Consider the following 17,215-nt stretch of genomic DNA (forward strand, 5'->3'; position numbering starts at 1 on the left):
ACCGGGGTTTATGCACTAAACATCTTTGCCCGGACGGTCTTACGGTAATCCCCCGGTGAAACCGTTGTTTTATGCTTAAACTGGCGATTAAAGTGCGCAATATCCTGATATCCCACCGCATTCGCAATCTCCTGAATGCTCAGATTGGTGGATTGCAGCATTGTCATGGCGGATTCAATTCTGGCGGTTAATAAATACTGCAGAGGGGATATGTCGGTGGCATTTTTAAAGCGGCGATTAAAGTTGCGCAAACTCATGCCAGCCATATCGGCAAGATTTTGCATGGATATATCCGAGGCGCAGTTGGCTTTTATCCAGATTTGAATTTGAACAATATCTTCATCCGGATGGGGTTTGTTTTCTTCACTGTAACACTGGCGATCAAACTGACTCCGAATTTCATGGAAAAAGGTCCGTTGGGTATGTGTGGCTACACGTTTCCCGTATATCGTTTCGATGAAATGGATGGTCAGATCTGAGAGGGCTTTGACGCTGGCGGCACAGTAAATATTATCGGCCTGCGTGAGAAAATGTTTGGTTTGTAATTTTACGTTGGGGTAGTCACGCGAGAACTGTTTGAAGTAGTGCCAGTGGGTGGTGGCGGGTTTCCCGTTGAGCAATCCCGATTCCGCCAGGAAACAGCAGCCCGTTCCGACGGCCGCGATGCGGGTCCCTCGCGCCGCCTGTTCGCTAAGCCATGCCAGGAGTTCAGGCTGTTGTCTGACCACTGCGCGAGGATTGCGCCACAGGGCAGGAAGATAGATAACGTCATAGTGCCTGTCTGCGGTCAGCGTGGTATCGGCGGTAATGCTGAAGCCACTGTGCGTCAGGATGGGCTCGCTGTTTATGCCAATGGTATTCACCTTCAGAATATTCTCCGGGCGACAGAGCCTGAATGAAGACGTCTCCGGTTTGTGCGTGCCTGCGTGGGATGTTGTTTTTTGCTCGGCTAAATAGCTACTGGCTGCGGCTTTCCACATTTCAATCGGAAGACTGAGACCGGAACTTAGCATGCGTTCACATAACACAAATCCTATTTGTGTATTTGTCATTTTTGATTAATACCTGTTTTGACTATTATTTTTGGTAGCTCATCGTTGTCCTGGCCAAAAAAGTCAGCATTTTGGCTGGATTTTCATATTAGCTTTTGTTGGTAATTTGTAAACTAATATCTGAAATTATCGCACTTACTTAACAAAATAAATCTACGACCACGAGAGGATCAATTATGGTGAAATTACCCGTAATAACGGCTTTTGGCGGCTATGGTCCAGCTGGTCGTAGTTCTTCACATCATGCATTTCGTCGAATGATTATTGAGTCATTATCGGAAGAGGAAAGGCAGGAGACGTTATTATCGTTAGCCATTCTGATGGGCGTGCTTAAATATGATGAAGGTGGGTATTGCGACATTTCCGGTAAAAGATTTACACCTGCTCAGGCCGCCGCGAGGATAAAAGACGAGGCGCTTGAGGGAACCCTTATCAGAAAAATTACGCGCGACTATTTTGATGTCGATGCTATCGCCAGCCATGCAAAATTGAATATGGTTTCAGGCGAAGAGGGATTCAGTTTTAATATATCTGCCAGACAATTACCTCAACCCTTACCGGCAGGATGGCAGGTTGAGGAATTAGCGGATCAGCGTGTCCGTATCACCGTTCAGGGAGAGATGGACTGTAAAATTGAGGCGTTGCTGCGCACGGAGGTGCAGGCTGCCGGGCTGTTGCCGCAGGGATTCCGCCCGGGCGACCATTACAATTCGCAGTTTCATCCGCGGGCGTTAAAAATGGCGATTGTCGGGGCGTCAGACGCCATCAACGCCCTGGGGATCCCGTGGCGAGAGATACAGGCCAAAATCACGCCGGATCAGCTCGGCGTCTATTCGGGCAATATCATGGGGCAGCTCGACGATTATGGCTTTGGCGGGATGCTGCAGTCGCGCCTGAAAGGCCATCGCGTCAGCGCCAAGCAATGCCCGCTGGGCCTGAACAGCATGTGCGCCGATTTCCTCAATGCCTATGTGCTGGGTAGCGTCGGTCATACCAGCGCCACGCTGGGGGCATGCGCCACGTTTCTGTATAACCTGAATGCGGCAGTCGAAGATATTAAAGCAGGGCGCATTCGCGTAGCCGTCGTTGGCAGCGCCGAAGCGCCGGTCACCTCAGAAGTGATTGAAGGCTTCGATGCCATGGGCGCCCTGGCAACGGAGAGCAAGCTTAAGCACATCGATGAAACGGAAACGGGCGACTGGCGCAACAGCAGCCGCCCGTTTGGCAACAGCTGCGGTTTTGTTATCGCGGAATCCAGCCAGTATGTCGTGTTAATGGACGACGAGCTGGCGCTGCAGCTTGGCGCAGAGATCCACGGTTCGGTGGGGAATGTCTTCATCAACGCTGACGGCTTTAAACGTTCTATTGCGTCGCCAGGGCCGGGGAATTACATCACCATGGCGAAAGCCGTAGCCTCTGCGGTATCGATGGCTGGGATGGAGACGGTGCAAAAGGGATCGTTTATTCAGGCGCACGGCTCAAGCACGCCGAAGAATTGCGTCTCCGAGGCGGATATTTTTGACCGCGTTGCGCAAGCCTTTTCGATTCGCGACTGGCCGGTGACGGCGGTGAAATCGTATCTCGGTCACTCTCTGGGCCCCGCCAGCGGCGACCAGCTCATCAGCTGCCTCGGCGTCTTCCGCTATGGTATTTTGCCGGGAATTAAAAGCGTGTCCCACATCGCGCCGCAGGTGAATAACGCGCGCTTAACCATTCCTCTTGAGGACTGCAAATTAGAGGAAGACCAGGGACAAATCGCCTTTATTAATTCAAAAGGCTTTGGCGGTAATAATGCCACGGGGGTGGTTTACTCGCCAAAGCTGACCCATCAATGGTTGCGCAAACGCTATGGGGACGCGGTGTATGTGGATTATCAGCAGCGTAACCGCCAGGTGCGGCGTCAGGCTAACGCGTACGACGAGGCGGCGTCGCAGGGTGAACTCAATGTCATTTATCTGTTCGGCCAGCAGGGGATAAATGAGGAAGATATTAAGATTGATATGAATGGCATCACCATTCCCGGATTTGAAAAACCGATAACGTACGCGACGGATAAAGAATACCCGGACTTTTAATCGTTATATCTGTTTTTATTATTAATAAATAAAGGTGCCTGTATTTCCTCAGGCGCCTTACCTTTGTGCAGCGCTAAACAGGAGAAAGAAAGTGTCTAATCTCAGTGCAATACTGATTGCCTTTGGCTGGAGCGGTATTGTCGTCGGCATAATGATGGGTGGATTAATGGGTATGTACGCCTTTAAGGGACCCTTTCGCGCCCCTAAAGGGCATGAAAATTATACTGATTTAAATCGCAGAATGTTAAGGCTGGCACATATTGCCTTTATTATGCTGCCATTAATATCCATGCTCTATGGCATGTGTATTGATGACCTCGCCGTGTCTTATATCTATAAATATTATGCCGTTATTTGCATGATGATACTTTCGGTGGGTATTCCGGTTCTCCTGATTGCGTCGTGTTTTTATCTGCCATTTAAATATGTGCAGGTAATACCGTTTAGCTGTGGAATGTATGCGTTAGTCGTAATGGCAATTGGCAGGGTTTCAGCCCTGTAAACTATCACCTACCTGAGAGATAAAAATGAAAACGTTACTGAATACCCGCCAGCTGGGTCGGGACGCTATTGTCGCGACCGTAGATAAGCACGTTTATACAGAAAACCGCGCATTTGCCAACAGGCTTATTGACCGGATTGAATCCCATCCGCTGATGCGCAGCCCTATTTTGGCAAAAATGAACAGCGGTGAAGTTGATATTCAACAGATGCGTGTATTCCACCTGGAGTTTTATCACGCGTTTGCGCAAGTCTTTACCGATGCCGTTATTGAAGCGTTAAGCGCGGCGAAACAGCTGGAAGCGCCGCTGGGCGCTCAGGCGAAAATGGCGGCCCGTTTTCTGCTGCAAATCAACCTGCTGGATGAGCTTGGCTTCCACCCTGGCGAAGACGCCGAAGGCAATTACAACGGTCAGCCCGCGCTGGCGCACTACGTCCAGTTCTTCACGACCATCCAGCAGCTGGGGATGACGGAGCACGAGGTGAAATCCTGGCTGCCGATGTCCAGCTCCCTGGCCTGCCGGGCGACCTTTGAAAACGCCTATGGCGACTATACCCAGCTGGTGGGGTTGCTGGCCGTGGCCGAGACCGTCTTCCACGACTTCGCCACGCCGTGGGCCAAAGGTGTTGATAAAGCAACGGATATTGACGTCACGCAGGGCTATCACAGCATCCATGTAGAAAGCGAAACGGGAGAGTCCATTGAAGATGGTCACTCCGAAGATGCCTGGATCCTGTTCTGCCAGGCGCTGACGGAAGACCGCTATGCCGAGATGGAACAGCGCGTCGATCTCTGGCTGAAGGTATGGAACGACTTCTGTAACGATCTGCTGGCTGGCCGCGCCGGAAAATAATCTTTTCACCCTCACTACATTTGAAAATATAGAGCGAATTATGATGCCGTCTCATCAGTTGTTTAACAGGGGATATCATTCCTTCAACCAGCTTTTGCCCGAACTTGCTGTTCAACAAACTACTCAGACGGCATTTGAATTCGTCCGCAGCGCCAGTGATATTCAGAGCCAAAGCTATGACCAGTTACACCAGCGCGCCGCGTCGCTTGCACACGCATTACTGCAATACGGGCAACGGGGCGACCGGGTAATATTGCTTTATCCGGATGGCGAAGATTTTATTGGCGCTTTTTTTGGATGCCTTTATGCCGGCAGGGTGGCAGTTCCCGTCCCGATGCCCGCAAAATCATCAGGAAGCGCGTGGGAGCGTTTTGCCGGAGTATTACGTAATGCGCAAACGGAATGTATTGTTACGACAGCAAAGGGAGCAGAAACGCTAGGCCAGCTATCACTTCCGTTATCCCCGCTTATTTTTACCTTCGACAAACCAGACACAGCTGCGCTCCCTGCGGGCTATCGTCTGCATCCTCTTGATCGCACGTTCTCCGGGGCATTTCACCCCGTTCCGGTAGCGGAAAACGATCTGGCTTTTTTACAGTACACCTCGGGTTCGACGGGCTCACCGAAGGGCGTGATGGTGACCCATGGCAACCTGTGGGCCAACTCGCATGCCATTCACCGCTTTTTCGGCCATCACAGCGAAAGCCGGGGCACGATCTGGCTGCCGCATTTTCATGATATGGGGCTGATTGGCGGGCTACTGCAGCCCGTGTTTGGCGCATTCCCCTGTCGGGTGATGTCGCCCATGATGTTAATGAAAAATCCCCTTAACTGGCTCAAACATATTTCTGACTATCAGGCGACGACCTCCGGCGGCCCTAATTTCGCCTACGATCTGTGCGTGCGCAAGATTGGCAGAGAGCAAGTTGAGGCATTAGATCTTTCTCGCTGGGATGTGGCTTTTTGCGGCGCAGAGCCGATTCGGCCCGCCACGCTACAGCAGTTTAGCGAACACTTTGCGCCCGCAGGGTTTCGGCCCGGCGCGTTCCTGCCCTGCTACGGCATGGCGGAAACCACGCTCATCGTCACCGGGATGGAGAAAGGACAAGGGCTCCGCGTTTCCGACGAGGCCGGTACGGTGAGCTGCGGGCAGGCTCTGCCGGATACCGAGGTGCGTATCGTCGATCCCGATCGCCATCAGCCGCTTGCTGATGGTGAGAGCGGGGAAATATGGCTGCGTGGTCCGAGCGTTGCCGCAGGATACTGGGACAATGACGCCGCCACACGCGAAACCTTCCAGGCGTCTCTGGCTGGCCATCCGCACCCGTGGCTGCGCAGCGGCGATATGGGTTTTCTCCAGTCCGGCCATTTGTACGTCACCGGACGACTCAAAGAGCTGCTGATTATCAACGGTCAGAACCACTACCCGACGGATATTGAAGAGACGATCCGCCAGGCCGATCCCGCGCTGGCGGAAGCGACGGTTTGCGTGTTTGCCAGTGAAGACGAGCGCCCGGTTGCGCTGCTTGAGCTGATGACGCGCCATAAAAACGATCTCGATATGGCGACGCTGGCACCGTCCGTGACCGCGGCGGTGGCGGAGCGGCACGGCATCACGCTGGATGAACTGCTCCTTGTCGGGCGAAGGGCAATTCCCCGCACCACCAGCGGGAAACTACAGCGCACCCGCGCGAAAGCGATGCACCAGCAGGGAACCCTGGAAGTAGCCTGGCGCAGCTGCCAGGACGCGTCGAAACCTGTTGAACTCGCGGGGGAAACCCCACCCGCGCTGGCGGCGCTGATAGCCGGGATAATCAGCAGCGCGATGAACACGACGATCGGCGAATCCCAGTGGGACGAGGCGTTTACCGGCTTTGGCATGAGCTCTCTGCAGGCGGTGGGCGTGATTGGCGAGCTTGAACAGCGGCTGGGCCGCGAGCTCTCTCCCGCGCTGATTTATGACTACCCCACCATCAATCGGCTGGCGGCCGCGCTGGGGCAACCCGCTGCGGCCCGGCCGGTCAGCTCAGCCGTCGCGGAGAGCGCCATTGCGGTGATTGGCATCGGCGTGGAGCTGCCGGGACATAGCGGCGTGGAGGCGCTGTGGTCGCTGCTGCAGCAGGGCCACAGCACGACCGGCGAGATCCCGGCGCACCGCTGGCGTACCTCGTCCCTTGACGGTTTTAACCGTAAAGGCAGTTTCTTCGACGAGGTCGACGCGTTCGACGCAGGCTACTTCGGCATCTCTCCCCGTGAGGCCGTCTATATCGATCCGCAGCATCGTCTGCTGTTAGAAACCGTTCAACAGGCGCTAACCGATGCCGGCCTTAAGGCGTCCTCCCTGCGCGGTAGCGATACGGCGGTCTTTGTTGGGATCAGCGCCAGCGACTACGCGCTGACCTGCGGCGATAACGTCTCGGCCTACAGCGGCTTAGGCAACGCGCACAGTATTGCGGCCAACCGAATTTCTTATCTTTATGATTTAAAAGGTCCAAGCGTCGCCGTCGACACGGCCTGTTCTTCCTCGCTGGTGGCGATAGAGGGGGCAATGCAGAGCCTGCGGGCCGGACGTTGCGCTCTGGCCATTGCCGGAGGCGTGAATCTGGCGCTGACGCCGCATTTGCAAAAAGTCTTCACCGAAGCCCAGATGCTGGCCCCCGACGGCCGGTGTAAAACCTTCGACGCCCGCGCGGATGGCTACGTTCGTGGCGAAGGCTGCGGCGTCGTGGTGCTTAAGCCGCTTTCGCAGGCGCTGGCGGATGGCGATCGGGTTTATGCCACGCTGGTGGCGAGCGCCGTGAATCAGGACGGCCGCAGCAACGGCATTACCGCGCCAAATGGCCCATCGCAGCAGGCGGTCATCCGGCAGGCGATGGCGGACGCGGGGTTGGACAGCGACAGCATTGACTATATCGAAGCGCACGGTACGGGAACGGCGCTTGGCGATCTGATTGAATATCAGGCGCTGGAAGCGGTGTTTGCGGACCGGAAAAAGACCGCACCTGTCCAGGTGGGTTCGATCAAAACCAACATTGGCCACCTTGAGGCGGCGGCGGGCGTGCTGGGTGTGGTGAAAACGTCTCTGATGCTGCACTTCCGGAAATACGTACCTCACCTCAATTTTCAGCAGAAAAACCCGCATATTGCGGCGATTAGCCGTCATGTTGAGGTGAGCGGCGCGCAGCCTGCCTCATGGCATGCCGATGGCGAAGCACGCTACGCGGGCGTAAGCAGCTTTGGTTTCGGCGGTACCAACGGTCATGTGATTTTGCGCAGCGCGCCAGCGGTGGAAAAACGCCAGGAGCCCGCTGCGCCGCACGGCCTGCTTCTGGTCGGTTCACATGATGAAGGGGCGTTTACCCTTCAGCGGGAGGCGGTCAAAAAAGGGTTATCGACGTGCCAGGAGAGCGATATCGCCACCTGGTGTCGGCTGGTGAACACCCGCTACGACGCGGCCCGCTATCGCGGCGTGGCGTATGGCGCGGATCGCTCCCAGTTGACGGAAAGCCTTGCGCAGCTCACCGCCTGCAAGGCGGGTAAAGCCCAGCCCCAGGTCTGGCTCTTCCCGGGGCAGGGCACCCAGCAAATCGGCATGGGTGCCGAGCTGTATCACCATCTGCCGCACTATCGCACCCAGTTTGACGCGCTGGCGACGACTATTCAGCAGCGCTATCAGATTGATATTACGCAGGCGCTGTTTGCCCGTGACGACAGCTGGCAGCGCTGCGCCAGAACCTGTCAGCTCTCATTATTTGCCTGTAGCTACGCGCTTGCTCAGAGCGTGATGCAGTTCGGCCCGCGTCCGGCTGCCGTAATGGGGCACAGCCTGGGAGAGTACTGCGCGGCGGTTATCGCTGGCTATCTCTCGCTGGACGACGGGCTGGCAATGGTTCATCAGCGCGCGCTGTTGATGTCAGCCCTGACGCAGGAAGGGGCGATGGCTGTCGTCTTCAGCGGCGAAGCCGACGTCCGTCAGATGATTTCCCCCTGGACGGGCGACATTGATATTGCCGCATTCAACACGCCGACATTGACCACCATCGCAGGCAGTCGGGCGGCGATTGACGCCTGCCTTCAGGCCATATCTTCAAAAGGCGGTCACGCCAGAAAAATTAAAACTGCCAGCGCATTTCACTCCTCGATGATGGATCCGATCCTCGGCGCCTGGCGCGAGTGGCTGGTCAACAACGTCACCTTCACCCGCGGGACGATCCCGTTTTACAGCAACCTGAACGGTGAGGCGTGCGACCGCACCGACGCCGACTACTGGACCCGGCAAATTCGCCAGCCCGTGAGTTTCCTTCAGGGCGTGCAAAACGTGCTGGCACAGGGTGAGTTCACCTTTATCGATCTGAGCGCGGACGGTTCGCTGGGCAAATTTGTGACCGCAACTGACCGCCGTCACCGGGTGCTGGCCGCAGGCGACCGGCGACATGAGTACAAATCACTGCTGACGCTGCTGGGTACGCTGTGGCAGCAAGGGCACGACATCAACTGGAGCGGGCTGTACCACGCGACCACGCGGGAGGCGCTAACCCTGCCCGCCATCCAGTTCTGCCGCAAACGTTACTGGCTGGCGGGTGAGACGCCAGCGCAGACCCCATCTGCAAAAGAGGACGCTATGTCAAATCAACACCATTTAGCCGCTGAAATAAAAGCGATTATTGCCGGTTTTCTTGAGGCGGATCCCGCCGCGCTTGACGACTCTCTGCCGTTCCTGGAAATGGGGGCGGACTCGCTGGTGCTGCTGGATGCCATCAATACCATTAAAGACCGCTATGGCGTAGCCATCCCGGTGCGGGCGCTGTTTGAAGAGCTCAATACGCTGGACGCGGTGATCGGTTATGTGGTGGAGCACGCGCAGCCGGCGGCGGCGGCGGCGGCTTCGCTCACCACCCCGGAAACCGCCGGCCTGGCGGCACAGCCTGTCGCGGCACCGCAGGGTACCAGCAGGCCGGTGCCTGATACGGTTCAGGATCTGATTGCCCGCCAGCTGGAGCTCATGTCCCAGCAGCTAAATTTGCTTAACGGCACGGCGCAGGCTCTCCCGATGCCAGCCGCACCCGCGACGCCGGACGTTATCGCGCCTGCGCCCGTCGTGGCCCCGACCGCACCGGTGAAGGCCAGCGCGCACAACAGCTGGTTTAAAAAAGAGACCAAAAAGGTCTCCCTCGGCGCTGAGCGCGACCAGCATCTGGCGCAACTCACCGAACGGTTTGTCGATAAAACGGGCGGGTCAAAACGCAATGCCCAGCAATACCGCGCCGTGCTCGCGGATAACCGGGCCTCTGCGGGCTTTCGTTTATCCACCAAAGAGATGCTTTACCCCTTAGTGGGAGAGCGCTCTCAGGGTTCGCGCATCTGGGATGTCGATGGCAACGAGTATATTGATTTTACGATGGGGTTTGGCGCTAACCTGCTGGGACATGCGCCGGACTGCGTGCAGCAGGCCGTTGCCGACCAGCTGGCGCGGGGCATGCAGATTGGTCCGCAAAGCGCCCTGGCGGGCGAGGTGGCAACGCTTATCAGCGAGCTGACCGGCCAGCAGCGCGTGGCATTTTGTAACTCCGGCTCCGAAGCGGTAATGAGCGCCGTGCGCCTGGCGCGAGCCGTGACCGGGAAAAATAAAGTCGCGCTGTTTAGCGGCTCGTATCATGGCGTGTTTGACGGCATTCTGGGGCGACAGCAGGGGGGAGAAACCCCCGAGCGCGCGACGCCGATTGCCGCAGGCACGCCGCCATCGCTGGTGGACGACCTGCTGGTGCTCAATTACGGCAGCGAAGAGAGCCTGGCGCTTATCGCCCGCTATGCCGCCGAGCTGGCGGTGGTGATCGTCGAACCGGTGCAGAGCCGTTATCCCGATCATCAGCCACGCGAATACCTGCATACCCTGCGTGAGCTGACGACAACCCACAACATTGCGCTGATGTTTGACGAGGTGATCACCGGTTTCCGTCTGGCGGCCGGTGGCGCGCAGGCCTATTACGGCGTTCAGGCGGATATCGCCTCCTACGGAAAGATTGTCGGCGGCGGTATGCCGATCGGCGTGATTGCAGGCTCTGCCCGCTTTATGGACAGTATCGACGGCGGATTCTGGCAGTATGGCGATGACTCCTGGCCGCAGGCTGAACTGATCTTCTTTGCCGGTACGTTCTCCAAGCATCCGCTGACCATGGCGGCAAGCAAAGCCGTGCTGGAGTACATCAAAACGCATCCGGCGCTATATGAAGACATCAACCAAAAAACCGCGCGTCTGGCGATGTCGCTAAATACCTGGTTCTCAGCGACCGGCACGCCGATTGAGATCGTCTCAGCCGGCAGCCTGTTCCGTTTCAAATTCAACGGTAACTACGACATCCTCTTCCACCACCTGATGCTGCGCGGCATTTTCATCTGGGAAGGGCGTAACTGTTTTGTCTCGGTCGCGCACGCGGATGAGGATATCGATCGGTTTATTGCGGCGGTGAAAGAGAGCGTTAACGCCATGCGCGTGGACGGCTTCTTTGGCGAGGCGGGATTGCGCCCCGACACGCGTTATGCCGTTGCAGACAGCCAGCAGCGTTTTCTGCAGCTGGCCGCGCAGGATGAAAGCGGGCTGTTGGCCGGGACGATCGGCGGCGTGATCGAAACGCCGCGCAATGTAGATGGCGACATCATGCGCGCCGCCTGGCAACTGCTGTGCGAGCGCCATGACGCGCTGCGTATGCAGTTCACCGACGCAGGTGACCTTCAGGTTGTCCAGGCGCCCATCGTCGATGTCTGCGAGGAAAACGCTGCGCCTGCCGCCTGTCTCGCTGAATTTGCTGCGCGTCCTTTTGATCTTACCGCCGCGCCGCTGGCTCGCCTGCTGCTGGTCCGCCACGAGGGGAAAACCACGCTCGCCATCTCGGCACATCATACGGTGGCGGACGGCTGGTCGTTTATGGTGATGCTGCGCGAGCTGCTGCATCTTTACGATGCCCTGGCGTCGGGTAAACGTCCTGACCTGGCGGCAGCGGCAAGCTATCTGCAGGCTATCCGCGCGCAGAACATCGTCAGCGAGGCTGAGCTACCTGCGCGTCTTGCGGCGCTTCCAGCGCGCCGGGTAACGCCGGAAGTTCTGAGCGTGCAAGATCCCTCCCTGACGTATCAGGGGCAGCGGCTGGTACAGCGCCTGTCGTATCCGGGCCTGACCGGGCAGCTTCGCAAAGCCTCCGCCGAGCTGCGGGTGACCCGCTTCGCGATGCTGAATGCGCTCTTTACCCTGACGCTTGAGAAGGCGTTCGGCCACTCGCCGGTGCCGGTCGGCGTGCCGGATGCCGGGCGGGACTTCGGGCAGGGGGACGCGCTTGTCGGGCAGTGCGTCAGGCTGTTGCCGCTATGTATCGACAGCGCTACCTGCGCGTCGGTATCCGGGGTCGCCAGGGCAATCCATGACGGTATCCTCGTGCAGCGCGGCGAGCCCGCACTGCCGTCACGCTGCTTCCACGGTCAGGATGCGCCGCTTCCTCTGCTGGCGACCTTTAACGTCGAGCCGCATGCTCCGCTGGCTGAGATGCGTCAGTGGGAGGCCAGCCTGTCGCTGCTCCCGATCGGCGCCGTCGAATTCCCGCTGATGGTTAACATTATCGAGACGAAAGAGGGGCTGTCCGTCGAGCTGGATTACCAGATGCGCTATTTCACCGAGGAACGAGCCCGCGCGCTACTGGAGCACTTCCTGAAGGCGATAACCGTGCTGGCCGAGCAGGGAGAAGAGGCTGTTGAAGCATTATTCTCGTCGTCAGAGGCGCTGGCCGCATCATGAAAAAGCTGACGATTTTCGTCCTCGCGGGCGCCGTGCTGGCGTTCGCCGTTAATCTGCTGATCGATGCCGGACTGTTTTACCGGGTGCAGGAGAGCGGCGGGGAACAGTGCCAAAAAATAACGGGCATTGAGGGCGCGGAGGATATCGCTCCCTTATCTGACGGTGGGGCGATAGCCAGTAGCCTCAACCGACACGGCAGCGCGCCCGGGGCGCTGTATTACCTCAACGGCAGCGACCGGCCGCGGCGATTGGCTGGCGACTATCCGGATGCCTTCTTCCCGCACGGCATCGATGTCTGGCAGCAGGAGGGCGAGACGTGGATCTACGTGGTGAACCACCGCCCGCAGGAGGACAGCATTGATGTGTTTCGCTTTAATCGCGCGCAGATGCGTCTTGAGTATCAGCCCGCCCTGTCGCGCGCTGTCGGCAACAACATCAATGATATCAGCGTCATTGATAAAACCCGCTGGCTGCTGACGCGGGACCACCGCTGGAAGGGCTTCGCGGGACGCCTGGAGGACTATCTGCGGCTGCCGCTGTCCAGCGTCCTGCTGGCAGACGGGGCGGGGCTGCATACCCTGATCGATGGCCTGCATTTTGCGAACGGCATTTACTACAACCGACCGCAGGGGCGTCTGTACGTGGCGGAAACCACCCGCGGCGCGGTGAGCAGCTGGGCGTGGCAACCGAACGAGGCTGCGCCCGTCCTGCTGGGGCGCGTCAGCGGTCTGCATGGCGTCGACAATATTCTGCCGGACGGGCAGGGAATGCTGGTGGCGGCGCACCCGCAGCTTCTGAAGCTGGCCGCCTATCAGAAAGATGCCCAGACGCGTTCACCGTCCATGGTGTGGCGGCTGACAACCGGCCCACAGGGAGAGAGCGCTCAGGCCAGTATGCTCTATCAGAGCCACGGCGAGGCGCTGGCGGCAATCAGCGTCGCCGCGCCGGTGGGTGGAAAGATGATGATGGGCAGCGTCTTTGACGACGGGCTGCTGCTGTGCGGGGAACAATAAGATGCTGAAGAGATGGTTTTCCCGACGCGGTCATTTTCACGGGACGCTTGAGGGACGGGAATTCCCCCTGACGTCCGGCCATACGCTCCTCGAAAGCGCGCTCAACGCCGGCGTTTCCCTGCCGTATAACTGCCAGGTCGGCTCGTGTAAATCCTGTCTTTGCCGGGTGACGAACGGCAAGGTGCGTTCGCTCGTCGACCTGAGCTATTTGCTCAGCCAGGAGGAGATTGCCGCCGGCCACGTGCTGGCATGCCAGTGCCTGCCGGAATCGGATTTAACGCTGGCCGCGGTCTCGACGTCCTGGACGCCAGCGCGAATTACGCAGGCTGTCGCGCTCTCATCAACGGTATGGCGCGTGACGCTGCTGGCGGAGCAGGCGTTGCCCTTTCAGCCAGGACAATACGTTCAAGTCGGTCTCGAAAAGGATAAGGATATCCGGAGCTTCTCCGTCAGCTGGCCGAGCCGGGGGCGAGAGATTGTTCTGGATATCACGCGCCGGGAAGAGGGGCGGCTATCCCCGCTGCTGTGTGATGAACAGGGCGCTGGCCGGAAGGTGTGGCTCTCAGACTGCCGGGGGCAGTTCGGCCAGAAGGATGACGGTAACGGTCCGCTGCTGGCCATCGCCAGCGGATCGGGGCTGGGAGCGACGCTGGGTCTGGTCCGCGCCGCGCTGGCGCGTCATCCCCACCGCGAGGTCATGCTGATCCACGCGGTTCGCAGACGGCAGGACAAATTTGACCTGCAAGAACTGCAGCGTCTGCGTCAGCACTACCCCGGTTTCCACTTTCTGCATGCGTTATCCCGGGAGCGTGAGGTTCAGGAGCGAGAGCTGGCTGGCCGTGTGACCTGCTGGCTTGACGACTGGCGCGCCCTCTATCCCCGCCGGACGGCGGTAGCCGAATGGCGCGTCGTGATTTGCGGTAATCCAGCGCTGGCGCAGGCGTGCCGGCAAAGGCTGCTCGCCGGAGGGGTAATGAGCCACTTGCTTGAAATGGACTGCTTCTCGCCGCCGGTCGGTGCACAAAACAGTCATAACAATAAGGAGCCCGTATGTTGAGTTATCTGAGATTTGCCCTTGTCCCCTGCGTTTTTTTACCGCTCACCGCGCTAACCACTCTGCTCGGCGGCGTGTGGATCGTCGTCTCCATACTCTGCGTGACGCTGAGCTATGTTCTCTTCGATAACGCAACCACGCACGACACCGCCGATCGCCACTACCGGCTTCCGGCGCTGCTGGAAATCATCCCGTATTTACAGCTCCCGGCCGCGCTGCTGGCGTTGTTCACTCTTGTCTGGCAGGCCGCTCCCGGCGATCTGCTCGGGTTTGGCGCATGGCTTTCCGCCCTCACGGGTCACAACATTATGGCGCTGCATAACCTTACCCTACCTGAGCTGCTGCTTGCGGCGGCCTCCACCGGCTATACCATGAGCACCAATACCGTGGTGGCTCATGAGCTTATCCACAAAACCCACAGTCTGATGGCGATGATGGTCGGGCGCTGGCTTCTGGCGCTGGTCGGCGATGCGCAGTTTTCGATTTCGCACGTCTATTCGCATCATCCTAACGTGGCGACCCCGGCGGACGGGGCGACGGCGCGTCGTGGGGAAAATGTGTATCGCTTCTTTATCCGTTCCTCTCTGTCGCAGTATGTTGAATCCTGGCAGGTTGAAGCACAGCGGCTGTCGCTTCAGAACCGGCGCGGCGCCATGCTGGTGAACCGGGTGATAAGTGGGGTGCTGATGAGCCTGCTGATCGTGGCGGCCTGCTTTACGGCGGCGGGCATCAGGGGCGCGCTGGCGTGCCTGGTGACCATGCTGGTGTCTAAATTCCTGTTTGAAACGGTGAATTACATCCAGCACTACGGTCTGGTCCGCCTTCCCGGCACGCGCGTGGAGCCGCGACACAGCTGGGATTGCAATAACCGGGCCTCGTCGGCCGGTCTGTTGAACCTGACGCGCCACTCCGATCATCACACCCATCCCCGCCGTGAATACTGGAATTTGCAGGCGCACAGCTATGCGGTGGGAATAGAGAAAGGGTATGTCGCCCATATTTTTTACGCGCTGATACCGCCACTGTGGTTTAAACGAATGGAAGCAAAACTCGCGTACTGGGACGAACACGTTGCCAGCGACGCAGAGCGTGCCCTGATCCGTCAGTCTGAATCATCCGCGGTTAATTCCACTGTTCCCTGTGTTTCTGGAGAATCCCATGAGTGAGCAATTTGATCGACTGATCGAGCAAGCCTACCAGCAGTATCGTGGACCCGCCTACCTGCGCTCGCCGATGGTTTCATGCGTGAAGGCCGGGATTCGCCTGATGGATTGGGTTGTGCCGGGGGCGACCGCCGACTGGCTGGGCAATCGGTTTTTTACGCCGCGTCGGGTGCCGACGCGTGCAAGCGATAAAGAGATGACGGCGCTGGCGAGCCGCATTGAATCCCTCCCTCTGAGCAATGGTAAACATGCGGTGGTGTACCGCTGGGGCAGCACGGGACCTTCCGTGCTATTAGCCCACGGCTGGGAGTCCAGGGCTTCCCACTTTGGCAGGCTTATCAAAGCGCTGGTCGAAAAAGGCTTTCAGGTCATCGGGTTTGACGCCCCTGCACATGGTAACGCGGCAGGTTGTCAGAGCAGCATCGTCGAGTTCATTGAAATCATTGAACAACTCGCGCAGCAGGATGGCGGTTTTGACGCGATTGTGGCGCACTCGTTTGGCGGGTTATCCGTCATCAATGCGGTAAAGGCGGGATTGCGGACCCGCGCGCTGGTTATCGTAGGTGCGCCGACGCACTTTAGCGGGCTGGTCACGAAATATGCCGCGATCCTGAACCTCCCGGGACGCCAGCAGCAGAGGCTGCGCCGGTATATTGAAGGGTATTTTGGTATTGGTGAGGCGGTCTGGCAGCGCTTTAACGCTTACGAGGGGCTGCAGCAGGTCGATCAGCCCGCCCTTGTTATTCACGACAGCAGTGATGACATCGTATTGCGGGTCGAAGCAGAATGCCTGGTCAACGCCTGGCCTGGCGCGAGGCTGGCAGAGACCCACGGCCAGGGGCATAATCCGCTGCGCCGTCCGGGGGAGGGCATCGACATGGTGATGACGTATCTTGCTCCCTTGCTGACGTCAGGCAATGAGCGTGATAACCCGGTTGCCTGATAGCTGATAATAGCCCTGGATCCGGCTGCCCTTTACGCGTTGGGGGGAAAGCGTCCGGTTCAGCTCCAGGGCGATCCCCTGCTGTTCAGGCGCAATGTGGCACACGCTGGCCGCCTCAAAATCGAGGGCGCGGCCAACGTCAGGATAGAGCGCTTTATAGAGACTCTCTTTCGCGGAAAAGGTCATTAATAGCGCGCTGGCCTCGTCGATCCGGCTGGCGGCAAGGCACTCCCGCTCCTGCGGTGTGGTAAACAGGTGCGCTGTCCGCTGGATCATCTCGGGTGCAAGAAATTCAATGTCGACGCCCGGCGTCAGGCCCGACGCCTCTGGCGCAACAACCGCCAGCGCCCATTCATGAGAATGTGACAGGCTGCCCCGCCAGCCGGAAGGCCACACCGGAGAACGGTCCGGCGCGCTGCCCGGCGTAGCGTCACAGCCGAAGGATCTGAGCACCCGTTGCGCGGCATAGCGTGCCGCAAGATATTCCGCCCTGCGTTTAACCACGGCGCTGTTGAGCGGGCCGGGAAAGGGGATGCCCCATTTATCAAAGAGCCCGTCATGGTAATCACGCGCGGTGAATGAGACCAGGCAGTAGCGCAGGGCGGGGAAAGGGTCGACGCTGCCCATCTCAACGGAGTGAATAAAAGGGGGAGCTGAATCCGTGTTTATCGCAGTAAACATTGCAGGGTATCGGTATCTGTCGGGGGAACAGAATGCCATATAAGTGCGGGCCGGGTAAGGGGAATGACCCGGCCGCAGGAAAAAACGCTCAGGCCG

Annotated in this window: 10 protein-coding genes; 8 read left to right on the forward strand and 2 right to left on the reverse strand. The window is 58.4% G+C overall.

Annotation, left to right across the window (positions count from 1 at the left end; all coding sequences use genetic code 11):
• Positions 1-8 precede the first annotated feature (8 nt).
• Positions 9-1,052: a GlxA family transcriptional regulator gene (locus F0320_RS02045; RefSeq protein ID WP_228011646.1), complete on the reverse strand. Its 1,044-nt coding sequence runs from the start codon at positions 1,050-1,052 to the stop codon at positions 9-11.
• A gap of 176 nt (positions 1,053-1,228) precedes the next feature.
• On the opposite strand from F0320_RS02045, the gene F0320_RS02050 reads away from it, so the two are divergent.
• The 8 genes from F0320_RS02050 to F0320_RS02085 all read left to right on the forward strand — a co-directional run bounded on the left by F0320_RS02050 (position 1,229) and on the right by F0320_RS02085 (position 16,438).
• On the forward strand, positions 1,229-3,127 hold the full coding sequence (locus tag F0320_RS02050) for a beta-ketoacyl synthase (protein ID WP_126328967.1): 1,899 nt from the start codon (positions 1,229-1,231) through the stop codon (positions 3,125-3,127).
• 91 nt (positions 3,128-3,218) lie between these two features.
• Positions 3,219-3,629, forward strand: a complete 411-nt coding sequence (locus F0320_RS02055; protein WP_149323802.1) for a hypothetical protein — start codon at positions 3,219-3,221, stop codon at positions 3,627-3,629.
• 25 nt (positions 3,630-3,654) lie between these two features.
• Positions 3,655-4,482, forward strand: a complete 828-nt coding sequence (locus tag F0320_RS02060; RefSeq protein WP_047652054.1) for a hypothetical protein — start codon at positions 3,655-3,657, stop codon at positions 4,480-4,482.
• Between the two features lie 43 nt (positions 4,483-4,525).
• Positions 4,526-12,265 carry a type I polyketide synthase gene (locus F0320_RS02065; RefSeq protein WP_126328995.1) on the forward strand — a complete coding sequence of 2,580 codons (7,740 nt, stop codon included), beginning with the start codon at positions 4,526-4,528 and terminating at the stop codon, positions 12,263-12,265.
• Entirely contained in the window at positions 12,262-13,278 is a 1,017-nt protein-coding gene (locus F0320_RS02070) for an arylesterase (protein WP_126328966.1), read from the forward strand. Before F0320_RS02065 ends, F0320_RS02070 begins: the two co-directional genes overlap by 4 nt.
• A gap of 1 nt (position 13,279) precedes the next feature.
• Positions 13,280-14,335, forward strand: a complete 1,056-nt coding sequence (locus F0320_RS02075) for a 2Fe-2S iron-sulfur cluster binding domain-containing protein (protein ID WP_149323803.1) — start codon at positions 13,280-13,282, stop codon at positions 14,333-14,335.
• Positions 14,329-15,498 carry an alkane 1-monooxygenase gene (locus F0320_RS02080; RefSeq protein ID WP_126328964.1) on the forward strand — a complete coding sequence of 390 codons (1,170 nt, stop codon included), beginning with the start codon at positions 14,329-14,331 and terminating at the stop codon, positions 15,496-15,498. Before F0320_RS02075 ends, F0320_RS02080 begins: the two co-directional genes overlap by 7 nt.
• Positions 15,491-16,438: an alpha/beta fold hydrolase gene (locus F0320_RS02085; RefSeq protein WP_126328963.1), complete on the forward strand. Its 948-nt coding sequence runs from the start codon at positions 15,491-15,493 to the stop codon at positions 16,436-16,438. The genes F0320_RS02080 and F0320_RS02085 overlap by 8 nt, the downstream gene beginning before the upstream one ends.
• Here F0320_RS02085 and F0320_RS02090 read toward each other — a convergent pair.
• Entirely contained in the window at positions 16,406-17,119 is a 714-nt protein-coding gene (locus F0320_RS02090) for a 4'-phosphopantetheinyl transferase family protein (RefSeq protein ID WP_047652061.1), read from the reverse strand. The two genes, F0320_RS02085 and F0320_RS02090, sit on opposite strands and share 33 nt — an antisense overlap.
• Positions 17,120-17,215: the final 96 nt, after the last annotated feature.

It is taken from the genome of Enterobacter dykesii, from assembly GCF_008364625.2.
Classification (GTDB): domain Bacteria; phylum Pseudomonadota; class Gammaproteobacteria; order Enterobacterales; family Enterobacteriaceae; genus Enterobacter; species Enterobacter dykesii.